This window comes from Chlamydia sp. 04-14, assembly GCF_036632095.1.
Lineage (GTDB): Bacteria > Chlamydiota > Chlamydiia > Chlamydiales > Chlamydiaceae > Chlamydia.
Window position 1 is genome coordinate 89,747 of the sequence record NZ_JAPYKW010000001.1, and the last position, 19,804, is coordinate 109,550.

Below are 19,804 nucleotides of genomic sequence, written 5' to 3' on the forward strand. Positions count from 1 at the left end.
CTAAACTAAAGTTTCCAGATCGATTTCAGGATAAAGCGGGAACCGCGATAACAAGTCTGCGACTCGTGCTCTTGCTTCTTGAGCAATGTTTTCTGGAAGCTCTCCTTCACTTTTACTAAAACTATCATCAGCATTACGTCTCAAAGTAATATTTCGCAATACTTTCACAATAATATTCGCAACTTCTTCCATTTCATCTCTGCCCATACCGAGAGTCGTTAAAGCAGGGGTTCCTAAACGTATTCCCGAAGTATCCCATTTGCCTACAGCATCCGATGGTATAGTATTGCGATTCACTGCAATACCTACAGAACTTAAGATATCCTCGGCTACACGTCCAGAAATACCCAGGGAAGTCAAATCAATTATCACCATGTGGTTATCAGTACCACCTGTAAGTAGACGCAAGCCCTGTTTCTGAAAATATTCTGCTAAAGTTCTAGCATTATCCACAACCTGATGAGCATATTTCTTAAAATCCACAGTCAGAGCTTCTTTTAATGCTATAGCTTTCGCAGCAACAACATGAGGTAAAGGACCGCCCATCATTAAAGGACAAGCCCTATTGATTACCGCATCATATTCTTTAGAGGCTAAGACTAATCCCCCGCGTGGTCCTCGTAATGTTTTATGAGTCGTCGTGGTGACAATGTCAGCGAAAGGAATAGGATTTTCTTCTTCAACAAAAACCCCACCAGCAACGAGACCTGCAAAATGCGCCATATCCACCCATAAAACAGCTCCACAATCATCAGCGATTTGTTTTAAAGTAGAAAAATTTAACCTACGAGAATAGGAAGAATATCCAGCAATTAATACTGTGGGCTTATGCGTCCGCACTAAACGTGCAATTTCAGCATAATCAAAAAGTTCTGTCTTTTTATTAACTTCATAAGGCAAGCAACGCATTAATTTCGACATCACATTCAGACGTACGGTTCCATGTGTTAAATGTCCTCCTGAGTTCAATGAAGGACCCAGGCATACATGAGAACCTATCTCAGCTTTTAACTCAGCATATTCCTTATCTGTAAGATCATTGATCGTTTTGTATCCTAAACGCTTAACAGCAGGACCTTGGATTTTCTGAGTGATGATTGCCATTATCGCTAATAAATTCGCATCTGCTCCAGAATGCGGTTGTACAAAAGCACTTTCTGCACCAAAAAGTTCTTTAGCTGTTTCAACACATTCCCACTCAATGGCATCGACATTCTCACAACAAGAATAAAATCGTTTAAACGGGCTTCCCTCACAATATTTATCCGTAAGCAGATTCCCCATAGCAAGTTGAACTGAAATAGAAGCATAATTTTCAGAAGCAATCATCTTTAAACGAGAACGTTGACTCTTCAGTTCATCAATGATGCTCTTTCCAATCGAAGGAAAGGAATGCAAAAGATGGTCTAATGCAGCTAAATATGCGGTAGAAGCCAGATCTTGACCTTTCTTCCCCGAAGCATTTTCTAAAAATTTATGCAACAATGATGCCATTGCCGAACCTCTATTAATAACTATCTACAAACGAAAAACTATAATATAAAGCGAAGCTCTTCACACTTAACCCAAGAAAGCCTAAGAATCACTGCCATTTTTCCCTTGGAGAAAAAGCTAAGATCTAGAAAAAGACATCCTAGCTCCCACATCGAAAAATGTCAATCGGCTCATCATGCAGCCTATGCACCATTAACAACGAGTATCTTAATGGTGTATCATTATGTTTTCTACTATGACTATTATGAAGATCAGAACTGTTTTCTAGATGCGAAACAATCTTAAGCTATCTAAACTATGTTTAGATTCATTTCTAGAACAAGATAATTCCATGACCATATATCTAGGATTAAATCAACAAACAGCAAAAAAATATTGTGCTCGTTTTTCTCCAATCCTGAAGATCGTGCCATTCGCAAAAAGTCTACCTCAATTACGCTTTGCTTTTCGCTACCTGGGAAAAACCTCTCACATTTTACTTACCAGTCCCTCTTCAACATCTCTATTTATTTCTAGAATGAGCAGAAAAGTATCTAAAAGAACTTTAGAAAATAAGCATTACCTGTGTTTAGGGAAGATCTCAGCACATCGTCTTACAAGCCTTCTTCCAAAAGCACGGTATTCCCTAGCCACTATTGAAACAGGAGAGGGGGTCCTCCCTATGATCTCCTCATTACCCAAAGATGCGCGTATTCTTTATCCCCACTCTGCTCTATCTCGATCTGTTATCAAAGATTTCTTAGAAAAAGAAAATAGGTGTTTTTTTGCTTATCCTCACTATAGGATTCAAGAACTTCGATTAAAATCAAAAATATTTGATCAGTGTAATCGAGTAATTCTAACCAGTCCTTCGGGAGTTAGAGCTTATGCAAAACTCTTCCCTAATCTCCCAAATAAAACACACATTTGCCAAGGTCCTATCACATTAAAAGAATTTCAAAAAATTTATAATCATCCCGGAGAACTTCTTCATGAGGAGAGCTCTGTGGAAAGCTAATGACAAAAAACAGTTTCTACGAGTAAAATTATGCCGCTCCTAAGCTTTTACTTTACAGTATTCTGTATGTCAATTTCAGCAACATCAGCACAAAATCAAGAGCCTCTAAATTTATTCTCCAAGGGGAGTGAAGCCAGAGGTAAACTAATTCATTTTATCGTACACTGTATAATTCAAACACTAGTCTTAACAATACTCACAGCAGGCATCGTTGCCCTGGGTTGTTGTATGCACCCCATGTTTTTCATATTTCTTCTTGCGATCATCCCTGTCTATATATCTCTTAGGAACTTAGCTACTGATAAACTTCGAGACCTGTACATTACATTTAGAGTTTATCCCTCTGAGGATAAGATCTATGATATTGTCTTCTTTTAAAATCAAGAAATTATAAAGAACAAAATCACTAGTCAAGACTATTTAGTTTTTAATAAAATTAATTAATAAAAACTAAATATTATCATTTTTATGCCTAATATTAACCCGAGTGATTCCCATAACCGAATCGGAAATCACAGTACGCCGAATTTGACGCCCGCACTCTCTTCCAGAGAGATTGTTACTCAAAAACGCAACAAGATATTGAAAATTGCCTCTTTATCTATCCTCAGTACTTTAGCTGTTGGAACCGCAGTAGCTGGTATTACTCTGGCTGTTGTTTTAGGATCTCCAGCACTTGCTGCTTTAGCTATCGCTTCGGTTCTATTCGCTGGAGTAGCTATACTTGTCCACAAACAGCTAACACAGAAGGCTAATGGAGACTGGGAGCAAGCATTAGATCAAGACTTTAGAGCTCTCCCCTCCCAGACCGCAGATGCGAACTTTGTCACCACACCAGGAACCCGCCTATCCTTCTACCAAAATAAGAAAAATCCTGGGATTAAACTTGGAATCCAAGAAGATACCACTACAGGCTTCTCTATTAAATTTTCCGCTCTTCCTAGATCAAACACTGTGAGAATGGTGACAAGCCAAAGCGGAATAACATTCAATGCAGTAACTCCGGGTCCACAAACAGTTATTACAGCAAATTCAAATCAATCCCGAGCTTTGTTTAGAGAATTAACCTCACTTGAGCAATATTCAAATTGGGGCGCGGCTCAATATCAGGGACAAACCTCTATTAAAATACCATTTGCCCCAACAGAAGCACGCTCTACAGAATTAAATATAAAAGACAACTCGTCCATTCTACTTTCAGAAAAAGAAAGATATCCAGAATTCATAGGACACATTCGTGGTCCTAAACTTGAAGAATTCTCAGGAAGTGATCAAGAAGTAATGAATGGTTACTATAATCGTGCGCTTTTTGCCTACGAGAACTGTTTAAATGAGGCTATTAAAAAAGGCTGTTCCATAGTTTCTCTCCCTCTATTCTCCTCTGTTTATGAAGTGAATGGAAAAGACCTTTTGCCAAAGAGAAATCAAAACTATGAGTGGCTATTAGGTTGCAATGATCTATGTAAAAAAGCATTAGTTGAAGCTATTAATAATATAGCACTCGCCAATCCGAATTCTTTAAAATTACTTGTTCTTTTACAAGATCCGTTTGCATCCCTTCCCTAGAGAAACACTAAAAAAAGGAGAGTTTTCGATTAGAAATCTCTCCTCTACCATTCAAATAAAAAATTCCCAAAAAAGAACCTTTTATTTTTTTCCTCCCACCATTACCCTACTCTTAGATTCACAAGAATAATAATCTTGTAAATTACGTATTTAGGAAAGACAACTAGAGAGAAACTGGGAGCGTTTTGAAGTAACGGACTGCCTGATATGGCAAAGGGACAAGTTCAAATCATCTTTTAAACTCGCTCTTGGGTTGAAACTGGTAAAAATTAATTCATATACTAGTTAGGGTGATTAAACTTTTGCCTTTTCTTAAGTCATTGTCTCTTAGGAATTTCTTTTATTGAAAAAAACGTTCTTTACTTCTTGCTAAAAAAGCAGTAAACTTGCTTTCTTCTTCAGATGTATTCATTCCTAAATCTCATGATTTCGCATCCGTATTTAGGAACCACTAAGCCAAGCAAGGAATAGTTTTCATGCATGAAGCCCTCCAGAGCATTTTAGCCATTCAAGAGCTCGATATTAAAATGATTCGCTTGATGCGAGTCAAGAAAGAGCATCAGAAAGAGCTCGCTAAAGTCCAATCTCTTAAATCTGACATTCGTCGTAAAGTTCAGGAAAAAGAATTGGAGATGGAAAACTTAAAGAATCAGATTAAAGAAGGTGAGAATCGGATTCAAGAGATTTCTGATCAAATTAACAAATTAGAAAATCAACAAGCAGCTGTGAAGAAGATGGATGAGTTTAATGCGCTCACTCAAGAAATGACAGCAGCGAACAAAGAGCGTCGTGCACTAGAACATCAACTCAGTGATCTTATGGATAAGCAAGCAGGAAGTGAAGATCTGATTGTTTCCCTAAAAGAAAGTCTAACATCTACAGAAAATAGTAGCTTCGCTATTGAAAAAGAAATCTGTGAAAGCATTAAGAATATTAATCAAGAAGGTAGAGCCTTATTACAGCAACGTAGTGAATTAAAAGAGGCTACGGATCCTGAAATGTTTCTTATTTACGAACGTTTATTGAATAATAAAAAAGATCGCGTTGTTGTTCCCATAGAAAATCGTGTTTGTAGTGGATGTCACATAGTTTTAACTCCCCAGCATGAGAATTTGGTCCGCAAAAAAGATCGACTGATTTTCTGTGAACATTGTTCTAGAATTTTATATTGGCGAGAACCAGACACTCTCGCTGCTGATAGCTCTACAGCAAAACGTCGTCGAAGACGCGCCGCTGTATAACAAGTTCATCGGAAGAGAAAGGCAACCGCTTTTTATATCTCTAATAAGGTATATTGAGAGGAAAGTCTGGACTTCATAAGAAGAGATACTGGAGAAACTCCAGGGGCCGTAAGGCTACGGAAAGTGCAACAGAAAACATTCCGCTATAAAAGGGTCTTTTTATAGACAGGCTGAAAATTCCTACTTTAAGAGTAGGAGCTGTTAAGGTGACTTAATAGACATGCAAACCCTATCTGAAGCAAGAGAAAAAGTTTTTGTTTCTGCATAGTGAGGAAGTTTCTTCCTCATAGACTTTTTCGTAATCGCTTGAGGGGTATAGTAATATATCCCCTAGATGAATGGTTGCCCTCAAGATGGTCTTTTCCATCTTGTAGACAGAATCCGGCTTACTCTCTCTTCCGATATTTTTTTAATTCTTTAAATAAGTCCTGCTTTTGCCAGTGTATGCATCTGAAGCAATCCCACAACATAGCGTTGATCTTTAGCATCTACAACAGGTAAGATAGTTATAGGACTTCCAGTTTCCATCATTTGCAAACCAAGAAGAACATCAGCATCCTCATTGATTACTCTAGGATTTGGAGTCATGACATCTTTAAGCTGCTGTGATAAGATATCCCCTCCATGACGAGATAACGATCTACGTAAATCTCCATCCGTGAATATTCCTAGCATTTCGAATTTTTCATTCACTATGCAAACACAACCACAACCATAAGAAGAAAAAATATCTAAAGAATCTCCAATTGTATTTTCTGGAGAACAAAAAGGAACTTCTGTCTTTGGGAACATATAATCACGGATTTTCCCAACAACCTTCAAACCAATTTGCCCACCAGGATGATTCTTCCCATAATCTGCTAGAGATATTCCCCGACTACGCAGTAGTGTAATAGCAAGAAGATCTCCGAATAATAACTGGCATGTTGTTGATGTTGTAGGAACAAGATTAAAAGGATCTAATTCTTCTATCATGGGTAAGATAATCACATGATCACAAAGAATTGCTAAACTGGAATAAGCGGCAGAAGTAATACCCGCAATGAATACACCTCGTTCCTTGAAATAGGGGATCCATTCTAAAAGCTCCCGAGTTTCCCCACTTTTAGAAAAAAGACAAACAATATCTCCAGAGCGAATAATACCAAGATCCCCGTGAAGAAGATCTCCTGAAGAAAGAAAAAGAGCACGTTCTCCGAAGGACTGTAAAGTAGCAGCTATCTTCCTTGCGATACAACCGCTTTTCCCTACACCAGAAAAAAATATAGAACCTTGGTGATTCAATATTTTCTCAGCTAATAACCAAGTTCCCTCACATTGGAAAGTAGCAAAAAAGCGTTCTAAAGATTCCTTTTGCTTAGTGACAATATCTTGGCATAGATCAATAGCTGTTGTGGGAGAACCCATCCCTCTAATCCTTGGAAAAATCGTAGTATGTTAGCTCATCGTAACAGACTCTAACCGATTTTTCAATGAGGTTAAAAATTCACTACCGTAAATACCATCAAGCACCCTATGGTCAAACGTTAAGGTGACATATACCATTCTTCGGATAGCTAAAGAGTCGTCATCACGAACAACAACACGTTTTTGTATTGTTCCTATTCCTAAAATAGCCACTTCGGGATAACGAATTATAGGCATGCCGATTAAAGCTCCGGTCATACCAAAATTAGTAACTGTGACACTACCCTCTTGAGTTTCTGAAGGATCAAGCTTATTAGCACGAGATCTTGTCGATAAATCAGCAAGAGTTTTTGCAATACTTACTAAACCGCGGTCTTGACAATTACGAATAACCGGAACGACAACACCCTCTTTATTCAAATTAACAGCAACTCCCACATTTATTGATTTCTTCACAACAATCGTATCCCCATCTAAGGATCCGTTTAGTAACGGGAATTGCTCCAAAGCCTTTGCTAAACATTGAATGATGAAGCTCGTAATTGTTAATTTCACACCGTGTGTTGCAAAGAATCGATCTTTCTCTTCGGAAATTAAATTCATCAGATCTGTGACATCAATATCTACAATAAGAGAAGCATGAGGCACCTCATCTGAAGATTTAGATAATGAAGACGCTATAGCCCTACGCAATGGAGACATCGGAATGCGATTTTCATTGGCATCTGCTATTTTTGAACACGAAGGCTCACGCATTTCAGAAATGTAACTTTCTAAATCTTTACGGGTCACACGTCCTTCATTTCCTGTTCCGGAAATTTGCTGGAGCTGCTGGATGCTAATACCTTCACGATGCGCTAAACTAAGAACTGCTGGAGAGAACCACGCTGTAGTATTTCCCGAATCTTGAGAGCAAGAAATCTCAGAAGAGGGCTCCTGTAAAACTACCTCTTCTTGAATACCTGATTCCATATCAATTATAGCTAAAATTTCTCCAGAAGCAACTTCATCGCCTTCATTTACAAGACAACGAATTAACTTTCCTGCTTTAGGAGATGCTAATTCAGTGGCTATCTTATCTGTAGACACCTCAATTATAGGTTCGTCTTTTGCAACATATTCGCCTACTTGCTTAAGCCAACGAACTACAAACCCTCCGGAACCAGTCTCTCCTATTTTCGGAAATCGAAATTCAAACATGCGTAAACTCCCCTACACTGTCTCTCTACTTTCGTCTTCTAAAGCTACCTTGTCCTTTATTGGTGTTGATAGCTCTCCTTCTCCAGAAGCCACGTAAACAGCTACTACAGCATCCCCAAGGATATTCATAGGAGTTCCTATAATGTCTCGCAATCTATCAATTCCTGCCAAAACAGCGATTCCTTGAATAGGCAAGCCTACAGAGGCTAATACGGATCCTAAAGTAATCATTCCTCCTCCAGGAACACCTGCACTACCTACAGCAGAGAAAGTTGCTGCAATAACAATCAGTAGTAAACTACTGAAAGGTAAAGGACAGTTATAAGCCTGAGCAATAAACACTGCAGCCATACCTTGAAATATAGCAGTGCCGTTCATATTGACAGTAGCACCTAGAGGCAAAACAAAACCAGAAACTTCCGAGGAAACTCCAAGATTTTTAGATACGCAACGCATTGTTACAGGTAATGTTGCCGAACTACTCGAGGTGGATATCGCGCAGGATATCGCATCCATCATTGCAGAAAGAAATTTAGAGAAGGACATCTTACAGCCCATGCGGATAATACCGCCAAAAACAATCACAGCATGAAATAAGCACGCGAGGTAATAAGCAAGAATAAATTTCCCTAACTGCCAGAGAATAACTAAACCGTGGCTACCAGAAATCCACGCCATACTTGCTCCTACACCATAAGGTGCAAAAGCCATGATCATATTGATCATGCGCAACATGATCTCAGAAAAACCCTCTATAAACTTCGCAACGGGTCGTCCCTGTTCTCCAGAAAGACGCATAGCTATTCCTAAGAAAATAGCGAAGACTATGATTTGCAAGATATTTCCTTCAACGAAAGATCGAACTGGATTTGAAGGAAAAATTTGAGAAATCAAAGACAAGAAATAGGCACTATTTTTTTCAGGAGCAACTACAGTTGTTTCGATAACATTTTGGGATAAGTCACAACCCTCTCCAGGGCTAAAAAATTGGGCGAAGCATAAGCCTATAACAATGGCTATGCATGTAGTACCTAAATATAGACCCACACTCTTCATTCCTATTCGGCCTAATTTCTTCATATCACTGATAGAAGCAATACCTAGAACCATTGAACAAAATACCAAAGGGTAGACAACCATGCTTAATAGATTTAAAAAAATGTCTCCTATTGGTTTAAAAAAGATCGCCTTGTCTTCTAAAATTAAACCTAGGGTAACCCCGACAAATAATCCTATAAAGATTTTCATCCATAGCTTCATTAGTTACCTCTTACCATTATGTATTTGATCTATTCTATCCAATAAGGAAGCTGTAGAACCTTCGTGATCTGAAAAATTAAAATGCATTTGCACTTTACCAATCGGAAGAATCCCTTGCTCATGAATTAAATTTCCGAGCTTTACACTATCCTTTTCTGTGCACAATATTCCCCGCCCTTGACGCATAGCTATTTTTGAGCTGAAGTAGTGCAATTCTTTCTTCGTTATTCCCGCGTGGTCAGGTAATAAATATGTTCCTAATATTTTCACTCCGGCATGTTTCAACATATCAAGAAATCCCTGTGGAAATCCTAGACCGCAGAAAACGCCGGCAGCTAGTCCAGAAAGACCGCCCGAAGGAAGTTTCTCCCCACTTGGTTCCCAAAGCACCTGAGAAATTCGAGGTTCAACAAAAATTTTTGGCGACACACACCAGGTGTTTAAAAGTTTTTGATTCTCTGAACAACAAAAACCATTAACTATTATAAAATCGGCCTCCTTCAATCTATTAGGAGAATCTCGAAGGCGACCCCGGGGGAAAAATCTTTCTCCTCCTAGAGGGTCCTGACCGTTAACTACGACAATTTCCACGTCCTTGTGTAGTTTGTTATTCTGAAAACCATCGTCCAAAATCAAAATATCAAAATTCCTAGCGGCATTTTTAGCCGAAACTCTCCGATCCTTATGCACAAAAACAGAACCCTCTGGGAGTTTTCCTGCAATAAGCAAGGGTTCATCTCCTACATAAGCAGCATCATGCATCTTAGGATCGACTATAATGAGCTTTCTCTGACGACTACCTTTTCCTTTATATCCGCGAGAAAGAACGGCACAAGAATATCCTCGTGCTTTTAGATTTTCAGCCAACCACAATACTGCGGGAGTCTTACCCGAACCTCCGAGGACAATATTTCCCACACTGATTACAGTAGAAGACACACGGTAGGGTGCTGAACAAAATAGCTTTCGTCGAAAGCTTGCAGTATGGGCAAATATCCAAGACAGGATTCTCCCAAAACACCCCCAACCCAGAATTCTCCCAAAACTAATTGCTACGGTTAAGCGGCGATAAAAAATAAAAAAGGGCGAAGGAAAGCGTGTTTTCATCGAACTTCGTTATAACTCACTGATCAATCCATTCAGAAAATTATGATTGTTTAAAACCACAATCTTCGCCGCATCCTGGAAACGTTAAGCATCTCATAAAAAACATTAAAAATCAAGTTTACACAAGGAAATTAAAAAAAACTTATATAATAACTAATAGAATCTATTTTTTAACTAATTCATTTCCTAGTGATAAATAATGCGAATTATTTTTTGATCTCATAGAAAATGTCTTTTGGGAATTTTTCGCTAAACTAGGACAACCAGCGTTGTCGAATTACTTCATAAGCAACAGCAGATACGGCTGTGGACAAATTTAAAGAATCTACTTGTCCAAGCATAGGAAGAGATATTTTTGAAAAATTCCCTTTAAACCAAGAAGAAGTTAGACCATCTTTTTCTGAACCAAAAACTAGAGCTAATGGCTGATTATAATTTTCACAAAAGTACATTGAATTTGCCCCAGGAGAGGTCACAAAAACATACCATTTTTTCTCTTCGATGGTTTGTAATATCTCATCCAAGGTAGCGGACCAGATAGGAAGAGTAAATACTGTTCCTAGTGAAGAACGGATAACATTAGGGTTATAAAGATCAATTATGGGATCACATAAAATCACTCCGTCAGCACCTACTCCATCAGCTATCCTAAGTAGGGCACCAACATTACCAGGTTTTTCAATCTGTTCTACGATTAAATAAAAAGGTAGTGAATTTTTTTTCTGATTTAGAAATTCTTCTCGAGACCACCAACGTTTTTTCATCACAGCAATAAAATTATCGTGATGTTCTTTATAAGAAAGTTTTGAAAGAGTTTCCTCTAAACAATAAATCTTTTCCAAAGGTGTTTTTTGAATTTGATTTAAAAAAGACTGCTCTTTTTCCGAAATATTAGTTCCACAGAAAATCCGTTCGCATTCGTATCCTGAAGTCAGAGCCTTTTGAATTTCTCGAAATCCTTCCAAAAGAAACAGAGAACCCTTGCGAGAGCGTCGTTGTTTTAATGCTATCGCCTCTTTCACCTTAGGATTATTTTTCCCTATGAACTCCATTTAGCAAATACTCCAGAAGGTAAGGCTTGATCTCCATCACCACAAAAACTTTCTCCAGAAGACCAATACTGTTTATCTAAAGATAAAGCTCTCGTAGCTAAACTATATAAAAAAGCAGGTGTATGGCCCGGTGTATGTGAGGTAATCAAAATATAAGAAGAAGAATCGGAAAGTAATTTAGAACATAAAAGTAATAATGGAAAGAAATCCCTGTCTATTTTAAAGACCTCACCATCAGGTCCCCGGCCGTAAGTAGGAGGATCTAATAAAATTACCTCGTATTTCTTTCCTCTCCGTATTTCTTTCTGCAGAAAAGAAAATACATCTTCAATAATCCAAAAGATCTTCTTCTTAGGAAATGCGTTATTTTCAACATTCTTTTGTGCCCATTTTACCGCAGATTTCGACGCGTCAACGTGACATACTTTTGCTCCACATTTTGCAGCAAAGATTGACGTAGAACCTGTGTAAGCAAATAAATTTAACACACGGCATTCAGAATGTTTTTCTATGCTTTGTTTCAATCCGGGCCAAAAACCACTATGTTCAGGAAACATACCTATGTGACCGAAAGAAGTGAGTTTTAATGTACAATCAACGGTATTGAGAATGATCCGCCATTCTTGAGGAACAGAAGATCTGCAATGCCAATGCCCATCTTCACCCGATCTTTGATATTCAGCATGCGCCTTTTTCCATAGAAATGGCGAACTCTTAGGCCAGATTGCCGTGCAAGAGGGACGGATAAGAGTTATTGGTCCGAAGCTTTCTAACTTTTTCCCATCACCACTATCCAGTAATTTGTAATCCATACTATCTATTTTATTGCGGAGGATACAAACGCCTTAAGGTATCCACTTGTGTTTTTGTTGCCATATCAGGCTCAATATTTACTTTCGCCCCCACCCGCTTATATCCTAAAGTCGTTCGAGATAATGTTTCGGGGATTAATCCTATTGAAAATACATCTTCGTCTATAGTAACAACAGTCAAGCTAATTCCATCTACCGAAACAAACCCTTTTTCAAAAAGATATATAGATAAGGAACTTGGAACACGAAAATAATACCGATTTTTCTCTATACGCACAATCTCTCCGATACCACAAACATGCCCAGAGACCATATGCCCTCCGATTTCATCAGAAGCTTTTAAAGAGCGTTCAATATTGACACGATCGCCTACAACTCTCTCTCCTATTGTAGTACAAGCAAGAGTTTCAGGAATAATATCAAAAAACATTTTACCTTCTTCTTCAAGTTTAATTACAGTAAGACAAACGCCATCAATAGCAACACTACAACCAATTTCCAACTCGGAAATACATGTCGAAGATCCTCTCACACCTATGGTTAAACCTTCGTCTCTCGGCTGAATACTAAATATTTCACCAAGCTCTTGAACTATTCCAGAAAACATTCTTAATTCCTAAGCAACTAGTATTTACAATAAAACATCCTTACGATAAGATGTTGTCTTTTCGCAAAAAGAGCGAAAAGTTATCACGCTATCTGCATCTGTCGCAAGCCCTATTTTTATAGATTGGGAAAAAAAATTTGCAACTTATAGTCGCATAGATTTATCCTACATTAAAATTATTATTTTCTTAGACTACCTTAACCTTAGGAGGTAGCTCCCATGCAGTGTCCTTTTTGCAATCATGGGGAATTAAAAGTTATAGATTCGAGAAATGCGCCAGAAGCAAATGCAATTAAACGCCGACGAGAATGCTTAAATTGCGGTCAAAGGTTCACGACTTTTGAAACCGTCGAGCTAACTCTGCAGGTATTGAAACGCGATGGTCGTTACGAGAATTTCCAAGAATCTAAACTAATTAACGGATTAAATGCCGCTTCTAGTCACACACGTATAGGTCAAGATCAAGTGCATGCAATAGCCTCTAACGTGAAATCTGAACTGTTGGGAAAACAAAATAGGGAAATCTCTACCAAAGAAATTGGCGAACTAGTAATGAAATATCTAAAAAAGGCAGACATGATTGCCTACATTAGATTTGCCTGCGTCTATAGAAGATTTAAAGATGTTGGCGAATTAATGGAGGTTTTGCTATCTGCAACTCCGGATATGGAAAAATAGTTATTATTTTAAGGTTAAGGAGAGGAAACTATGCCGTTGTCTGAGGACGAAATAGCCAATTTTAAACAAAGACTTCTAGAGATGAAATATAAATTATCTCATACCCTAGAAGGGAACGCTCAAGAAGTCAAAAAACCTAACGAAGCTACTGGATATTCTCAACATCAAGCTGATCAGGGTACCGATACTTTTGATAGAACTATCAGTTTAGAGGTGACAACTAAAGAATACGAACTATTAAGACAAATTAATCGAGCTCTGGAAAAAATCGAGGAATCTTCTTATGGGATCTGTGATGTAAGCGGGGAAGAAATTCCTCTAGCTCGTTTAATGGCGATTCCCTATGCTACAATGACGGTCAAAGCTCAATCACAATTCGAGAAAGGCCTACTTTATGGAAACTAATCCCGATGTCTAGTCGCTCTCGATCTACCTTCCTTGCTATTTCATTTTTAATCCTTATTGATTGGGTCACTAAACTAGCTGTTTTGTTATACCGAGGAAATCTTCCTGATGCTAGCCCCATACTATACCAATGTAGTTGGGGTAAGCTATTTTTTTGCATTTGTCCTACCTTTAATGAAGGTGCGGCTTTCGGATTATTTTCAAAATATAAATATTTCTTATTTGTTATACGTATAGCAATTATTTTAGGCATTCTTGCCTTTCTTTTTTTAAGAAAGAAAAGAACCTCCCCCTCAATCCGCTTCTCTCTGATTCTCCTTTGTTCCGGAGCTATTGGTAACGTTGGAGATATCCTATTTTACAGACATGTAGTGGATTTTATTTCTATCGGTTACAAACGCTGGTCCTTTCCAACATTTAATTTTGCCGATATTTTTATCTCTTTAGGAACTTTAATCTTCGTATATAAGCTTTATTTTCCTACTAAACAAAAGATGAAATAGGGATAATAGTTTCCCCATCTTCTTGATGAATAACTGTTTAAATATTTTAATTATTAAAAAAAGTTTTTACCATGAACACAGTCTTGTCTTTACTAGCAGCCTTCGATGACTTCTTCTGGTCATACGTGGCTTTTCTCATGATTATTTTTCTGGGGCTAAGCTTTTCATGGAAATCTGGTTTTTCTCAATTCACCAAGTTTCCTCAATTCTGCAGGCTTTTCTACCAGTATTCGCAGGAGTCTTCCAATAAGAAGGGGAAGGAAAGCGAAAGAGGTGTTCACCCATTAAAGGTATTTTTTGCTTCAGCAAGCGGAAATATCGGTATCGGTAATGTTGTAGGAATTGTTACCGCTGCGTGCATTGGTGGTCCTGGAGCCCTATTTTGGGTTTGGATCGCAGGGATTTTTGGCTCTATAGTGAAATACTCCGAAGTGTACTTAGGGATTAAATTCCGTAAAGTAGATAACGATGGCGTTTATCAGGGTGGGCCGATGTACTTCCTAGATAAAGCCTATGGAACCAAACTCGTACCTATTATTGTAGCTGTATTGCTCTGTATCTACGGTGTAGAAATCTATCAGTTTTCTGTTATTGCCGACACGATTTCCCATTGCTGGAGTATTCCAAAATTGTTTACCATTTTTGGTTTGCTATTTTTAATTCTCTACGCAGTTCAAGGAGGATTACAACGTATTGGAAAGATCTGTGCTTTCGTGCTTCCATTTTTCCTTACCGTATACTGCGCACTATCTCTATATATACTTGTAAAAGAGTTTCACCAACTTCCCTCTCTATTTTCTGCTGTATTCTCATCAGCGTTTACAGGACACGGAGCTATTGGCGGATTTGCCGGCTGTACTTTAGCAACTACAATTCACCAAGGTATCTCTAGAGCGGCTTATTCCGGAGATATTGGTATTGGCTTTGACTCTATTATTCAAAGTGAAAGTTCTGCAAAACGTCCAGAAACACAAGCTCAGCTAAGTATCATAGGACTTGCGATAGATAATCTTATCTGTACTCTAAGCTTACTTATGGTGCTTGCATCAGGATCATGGTCTCTAGGCCTTGACAACGCTTCTCAAGCTGTTGAACATGCTCTAGCAACGTATTTCCCTCTTGTGAAGATCTTACTCCCCACATTCTTCTTTGTAACAGGTTATACAACAATTATTTCGTATTTCCTCGTAGGAAAAAAATGTGCAAAGTTTCTTTACGGAAACGCTGGATCAAAGATCTATACTCTATACGGAGCTGCTATATTACCAGCATTTTGCTTCTTATCGCAAAATACAGCTCTATTGATAATGTCTGTATCCGGAGCTCTTCTCCTATGCTTTAACCTGTTCGGGGTCTTCCTAATGAGAAAAGAGGTGGAATTCCCAACATCCGATAAAGCAATTGAGCTTCCCTCATCAGCAGAATAAGAAGTTCTTGGGGTTCATTTCCTTTTGAATCCCATCTTATTTATTATCAAGCACATATCCCCAACAAACGTTGGGGATTTTCTTTTCTATGCTTCTAACTTATTTATTAAAAAGTATTTTCTTTAATTTTTTTTAAAATAAACCGAAAATAAGAAGTGAAATTAATTAATAAAAATAAAAATTGTTTATTCACTTTATATGAATACTTACCTCACGGGAGCAATAATTGTCTGTTGTGTCTTGCTATCAACGTGCATGGTAACAATGTTCGTTTTGACTATTAGCTTGTTACACAGGCTCAATAAGATAGTTAAAAATGTCAGTAAAATTACGACAATTTTAAATTTTGAAGCTAAGATCCTAGCTCCTTTATTATTAGGGAAAAAGCTAATTTTTGGTTGGTTGCGCAAACGTAATAAGCGTTTACCTAAAGATATTGAAGATTTCCTCTGTGAGGAAAGCAAGAGCAGTTGGATCGGAAAAATCTGTCGAGGAGCGAAGTGGACTGCTGCAGCTCTACTCGTTTGGTGTGTATTTCGCAAAAAGGATTAATCTGTCGTAGGGGGAAAAAGAAGGTATGTTTAGAAATCACAAACCCAATAAAAAAACTTGCAAACGTTGGCGTTGGCTCAGAGGTGTACTATTCGGAGGATTTATAGCTACATTGCTTACTTGTTTGTTCACTCCAAAAAGTGGTGTGCAGTTGAGGAAAAAACTTTCTAGAGTAAAAACTTCAGGAACGAAAAAAGGCAAAACTTTATTTAAACATTCTAAACAACATACAAAAGCTTTTGCGCAACAAACAAAAACGCTAGCAAAAAATATATCTAAAGAAATCAAAGATTTCACAAAAGCAATAATCGATGAAACTAAAGATTAATTTCGTCTAATTATATTCCTTCTATGGCCTCTAAAGAGAAAGATATATATCGTCTTTAGAGGTATGCCTCAACATAGTTAAAGAAAAATAGAATAGACTTTAACTATTCCATTCTTATTAACATACGCTTAGATCAATTTTTTATTTCCATGTATTTATTTTATCCTTCTATGTAAGTTAGATCTCTTACTCTAGACCGTGAAACGACTAGGATTCTGAAACATGAAGCAGATGTTTTTTTGGAAATTCGTACTTCTTTCTTCACTAACACCATTAGCCTACACTTCTCATTTATCAGGAACGGAGATTGTTCTCCCTTTATCGGGAATGCATACAGGTGAAGATCTTGAATTATTCACCATGTTAACTACATCCCCTCAAGGAACAAATTACACCTTACGAGGTGAGTTTACTCTTAAGGATTTTCTTGGTTGCAGTATCCATAAATCGGGAGGAGCATTTCGCAATTTAGAAGGAAATCTTACATTTACAGGTAGCACTCCCCTAGCGATATTAAATTTTACTAATTTACAACTAGGTGGTCAGGGAGCAGGTGTATTTTCTAAATCTCTTCTTACCTTTGAGAATTTAAAAGCAGTCAATGTAGAAAACAACCAAAGTACTGGAGGAGTTCTTACCTCTAGACAGGATATGTTCTTCACTAGAAATACAAATCTGCTTTTTCAAAATAATGTAAGTCATGGCGCAGGTGGTGCGATTCTTCTTACAGGAGCACAACCAAATCGTATGATATTTAGTGAGCAGCGCGGCTTAATTTCTTTTATTAAGAACCATGCAGAAGTCGTAAAAAATATTACCAATTCAGGTAATGGTGGGGCTATCAGTAGCGAAGTTGCTGGATCTACTATCTTATTTGATGGGAATCAGGAAATTGTCTTCCAAGAAAATTATGCTAAATCTGGTGGCGGAATTTATAATGCCCAAGGAACTGTTGAATTCTCTAAGAATAAAAATACGATTACCTTCATAGAAAATAGAGCTTTAGAATCTGGGGGAGCTATTTATACGAATCTCTGTAGTATAAATAAGCAATCCGCTCCTGTATCTTTTTGCAAAAATAGTGCTCGCAACCTAGGTGGTGCCGTCTATTCTCAACAGATAATTATTAAAAACAATGATGAGTCTATTTTCTTTAGAGAAAACCATGCAGAAGGTGGTGGAGCTATAGCCTCAACAAGCTGCAATCTTACAGCTTCCCAACCAATTATCTTCTCTGAAAATTCATCTGGAAATTTGGGAGGAGGCGCAATTTATTTAAGTGGGCCGCAACCAAAACTACATTTGCATGCACAAAATGCAGATATTATATTTAGCGGAAACATCACAAAGATCTCTACCAAGCACTCTTCAATTACAAATAACAATGCAATTACAATCAAAGGTGCTCCTGAAGCTATTCGACTCATTGCCAATGAAAATCAATCAATTATTTTCTATGATCCAATTCTTGCAACATCACAAAGTATAAATCCTGTGGATATTAACTCTGTTGATAATATTTTCCATTGCGGATCTGTTATCTTTTCAGGAGAAAAACTTGCGATAGATCGCCAGGATAAAAGTAATAAAACTTCTATCTTTAACCAACCTGTATATCTAAATAACGGGACCCTTTCTATTACAAGCGGTGCCATTCTTGCCGTTCAAGAATTTAAGCAATTAGGTGGGATATTAAATCTTAGCCCAGGATCTATGTTAACAAGCTACAACAGCTTAGGAAAAGATCTACTCATTTCTAATATTAGCTTTGGTTTAGATGCTACTAATTCTCATCTTCCTGCTGAAATACGCGCATTAGGAAATTCAGGGATCCGACTTTCGGGATCTCCTCAAATTCATGATCCCGATAATATCTTCTATGATAATCATGATCTAGCATCTCAGCCATACCAGATGGAAATCATTTTCAAGTCTGATAAAAATATCAATACTGATGGATTTATTCCTGAAGAGATTGCTGTGCAACAAAATGCCTATGGCTACCAAGGTGTATGGAAATTTAATTGGTCTGGTGAAGATTCCAAACGACATAAAACATTAAAAGCTTTGTGGATACCCACGGGCACATTCATTTTGAATCCAGAGAAAGAGGGTTATCTAGTTCCATCTTCTACATGGGCAACATTTACAGGTATGCGATCTTCCAATGATGCTATCCTCGATAACTACTTAAATAACAATATGCTCATTCCTATTAAGCATATTTGTATTTTTGGTGGTATCGTCTCTAGTGTTATGGAACAAAACGCTGATAACTATAATAACTTTTCCACAACACAAGCCGGTCACAATCTAGGAATTAAACTTCCTTTTTCACCAAATACTGTTGTGTGCGCCACATTCACACAGCTTCACGGATCTAGCTCTCAGGATAACATTCCAGGGAAAAGCCACTCGCATATGCTATTGGGAACAATAGCAGCTTTTAAGAACTGGCGTGCTTTATCTTTTAGATCTTCTGTAAGCTATGCTGAAGAATCTCATGTTATGAAACATCAGTTCTCAAAAAAGGACATTACCCGAGGCTCTTGGAAGAACCAAGGATTCCGAAGTAGTGTGGGCTTATCTTATGCCTATCCAAAGGGGATTCGTTGTCTTAAAATTACTCCATTTGTAGATCTTGAGTATACCGTAATCAATCAAAATCCTTTCATAGAAACAGGATATGATCCTCGGTATTTCGCCTCTTCACATTTGAGTAATCTTGCTCTTCCCACAGGAGTTTCTTTAGAAATGCGCTTCTTCGGAGCGAAATATTCTCTTTTTACGCAATTTAGCATGGCCTATATTAAAGACTTGCTTAGAGAAAATCCTGTAACAACTGCTTCCTTGATCCTGAATCAACATTCCTGGAAAGTCGCAGGAGTCTTTATAGGACAAGAAGCTATGAACTTAAAGTTTCGCACTACTTTCAAATATAGATTAGCTACAGCTTATTTAGGAATTTCGACAATACAACGCGAAGGAAACAATCTCTCTGGAGATGCTTTTGGTGGTTTATCCCTAAGCTTCTAATTTTTCCTTGACCAGGAATTTTGTTAACGATTATGGATAACATTCGTCAAGATATTATAGATGTGCTCTTGTCTCCCTAAAGCTCACCTTTAATATCTTGATCTTTCTTACCCGCTTTTATTATCCCTTGCC

General features: G+C 37.8%; 19 protein-coding genes and 1 other RNA gene. 12 read left to right on the plus strand and 8 right to left on the minus strand.

Going from position 1 to position 19,804, the window contains the following annotated elements:
- Positions 1-1,494, minus strand: coding sequence for a glycine hydroxymethyltransferase (locus tag O6937_RS00300; RefSeq protein ID WP_332389758.1), 1,494 nt, complete (start codon positions 1,492-1,494; stop codon positions 1-3).
- A gap of 331 nt (positions 1,495-1,825) precedes the next feature.
- Here O6937_RS00300 and O6937_RS00305 point away from each other — a divergent pair, with 331 nt between their 5' ends.
- The 5 genes from O6937_RS00305 to rnpB all read left to right on the plus strand — a co-directional run bounded on the left by O6937_RS00305 (position 1,826) and on the right by rnpB (position 5,703).
- Positions 1,826-2,491, plus strand: a complete 666-nt coding sequence (locus tag O6937_RS00305) for a uroporphyrinogen-III synthase (RefSeq protein ID WP_332389759.1) — start codon at positions 1,826-1,828, stop codon at positions 2,489-2,491.
- A 66-nt stretch (positions 2,492-2,557) separates the two neighbouring features.
- Positions 2,558-2,869 carry a hypothetical protein gene (locus tag O6937_RS00310; RefSeq protein WP_332389760.1) on the plus strand — a complete coding sequence of 104 codons (312 nt, stop codon included), beginning with the start codon at positions 2,558-2,560 and terminating at the stop codon, positions 2,867-2,869.
- A 90-nt stretch (positions 2,870-2,959) separates the two neighbouring features.
- The gene (locus tag O6937_RS00315) at positions 2,960-4,057 is read left to right on the plus strand and encodes a hypothetical protein (RefSeq protein ID WP_332389761.1); all 1,098 of its coding nucleotides are present in this window, start codon (positions 2,960-2,962) and stop codon (positions 4,055-4,057) included.
- A 476-nt stretch (positions 4,058-4,533) separates the two neighbouring features.
- A complete protein-coding gene (gene cdsZ / locus O6937_RS00320) occupies positions 4,534-5,298 on the plus strand; it encodes a zinc ribbon domain regulatory protein CdsZ (protein ID WP_117273902.1) in 765 nt (254 codons plus the stop codon).
- Between the two features lie 9 nt (positions 5,299-5,307).
- Positions 5,308-5,703, plus strand: an RNA gene (gene rnpB, locus O6937_RS00325) — RNase P RNA component class A.
- A 12-nt stretch (positions 5,704-5,715) separates the two neighbouring features.
- On the opposite strand, the gene O6937_RS00330 is transcribed toward rnpB, so the two are convergent.
- The 7 genes from O6937_RS00330 to O6937_RS00360 all read right to left on the minus strand — a co-directional run bounded on the left by O6937_RS00330 (position 5,716) and on the right by O6937_RS00360 (position 12,743).
- Complete coding sequence (locus O6937_RS00330; RefSeq protein WP_332389762.1) at positions 5,716-6,705, minus strand: KpsF/GutQ family sugar-phosphate isomerase; 990 nt, start codon at positions 6,703-6,705, stop codon at positions 5,716-5,718.
- A 30-nt stretch (positions 6,706-6,735) separates the two neighbouring features.
- Positions 6,736-7,905, minus strand: a complete 1,170-nt coding sequence (locus tag O6937_RS00335) for a dihydrolipoamide acetyltransferase family protein (protein WP_332389763.1) — start codon at positions 7,903-7,905, stop codon at positions 6,736-6,738.
- A gap of 12 nt (positions 7,906-7,917) precedes the next feature.
- Positions 7,918-9,165 (minus strand): dicarboxylate/amino acid:cation symporter, encoded by a 1,248-nt coding sequence (locus O6937_RS00340; protein ID WP_332389764.1) that lies wholly within the window; start codon positions 9,163-9,165, stop codon positions 7,918-7,920.
- A gap of 3 nt (positions 9,166-9,168) precedes the next feature.
- Positions 9,169-10,272, minus strand: coding sequence for a tetraacyldisaccharide 4'-kinase (gene lpxK / locus O6937_RS00345; protein WP_332389765.1), 1,104 nt, complete (start codon positions 10,270-10,272; stop codon positions 9,169-9,171).
- Positions 10,273-10,526: 254 nt separating this feature from the next.
- Positions 10,527-11,324, minus strand: a complete 798-nt coding sequence (locus O6937_RS00350) for an RNA methyltransferase (protein ID WP_332389766.1) — start codon at positions 11,322-11,324, stop codon at positions 10,527-10,529.
- Positions 11,312-12,136: a class I SAM-dependent methyltransferase gene (locus O6937_RS00355; RefSeq protein WP_332389767.1), complete on the minus strand. Its 825-nt coding sequence runs from the start codon at positions 12,134-12,136 to the stop codon at positions 11,312-11,314. Before O6937_RS00355 ends, O6937_RS00350 begins: the two co-directional genes overlap by 13 nt.
- A 10-nt stretch (positions 12,137-12,146) precedes the next feature.
- Entirely contained in the window at positions 12,147-12,743 is a 597-nt protein-coding gene (locus O6937_RS00360; protein ID WP_332389768.1) for a riboflavin synthase subunit alpha, read from the minus strand.
- A 219-nt stretch (positions 12,744-12,962) separates the two neighbouring features.
- Here O6937_RS00360 and nrdR point away from each other — a divergent pair, with 219 nt between their 5' ends.
- From nrdR to O6937_RS00395, 7 genes are all read left to right on the plus strand, one after another.
- Entirely contained in the window at positions 12,963-13,421 is a 459-nt protein-coding gene (gene nrdR / locus O6937_RS00365) for a transcriptional regulator NrdR (protein WP_006342890.1), read from the plus strand.
- Between the two features lie 30 nt (positions 13,422-13,451).
- Positions 13,452-13,826, plus strand: coding sequence for a TraR/DksA family transcriptional regulator (locus O6937_RS00370; protein WP_006342889.1), 375 nt, complete (start codon positions 13,452-13,454; stop codon positions 13,824-13,826).
- 5 nt (positions 13,827-13,831) lie between these two features.
- Positions 13,832-14,329 (plus strand): signal peptidase II, encoded by a 498-nt coding sequence (gene lspA, locus O6937_RS00375; protein ID WP_332389769.1) that lies wholly within the window; start codon positions 13,832-13,834, stop codon positions 14,327-14,329.
- A gap of 71 nt (positions 14,330-14,400) precedes the next feature.
- Positions 14,401-15,756, plus strand: a complete 1,356-nt coding sequence (locus O6937_RS00380; RefSeq protein WP_332389770.1) for an amino acid carrier protein — start codon at positions 14,401-14,403, stop codon at positions 15,754-15,756.
- A 198-nt stretch (positions 15,757-15,954) separates the two neighbouring features.
- Positions 15,955-16,308, plus strand: coding sequence for a hypothetical protein (locus O6937_RS00385; RefSeq protein ID WP_213240343.1), 354 nt, complete (start codon positions 15,955-15,957; stop codon positions 16,306-16,308).
- 25 nt (positions 16,309-16,333) lie between these two features.
- Positions 16,334-16,636 (plus strand): YtxH domain-containing protein, encoded by a 303-nt coding sequence (locus O6937_RS00390; RefSeq protein ID WP_332389771.1) that lies wholly within the window; start codon positions 16,334-16,336, stop codon positions 16,634-16,636.
- A gap of 222 nt (positions 16,637-16,858) precedes the next feature.
- Entirely contained in the window at positions 16,859-19,672 is a 2,814-nt protein-coding gene (locus O6937_RS00395; RefSeq protein WP_332389772.1) for a polymorphic outer membrane protein middle domain-containing protein, read from the plus strand.
- The last annotated feature ends 132 nt before the right edge of the window (positions 19,673-19,804 follow it).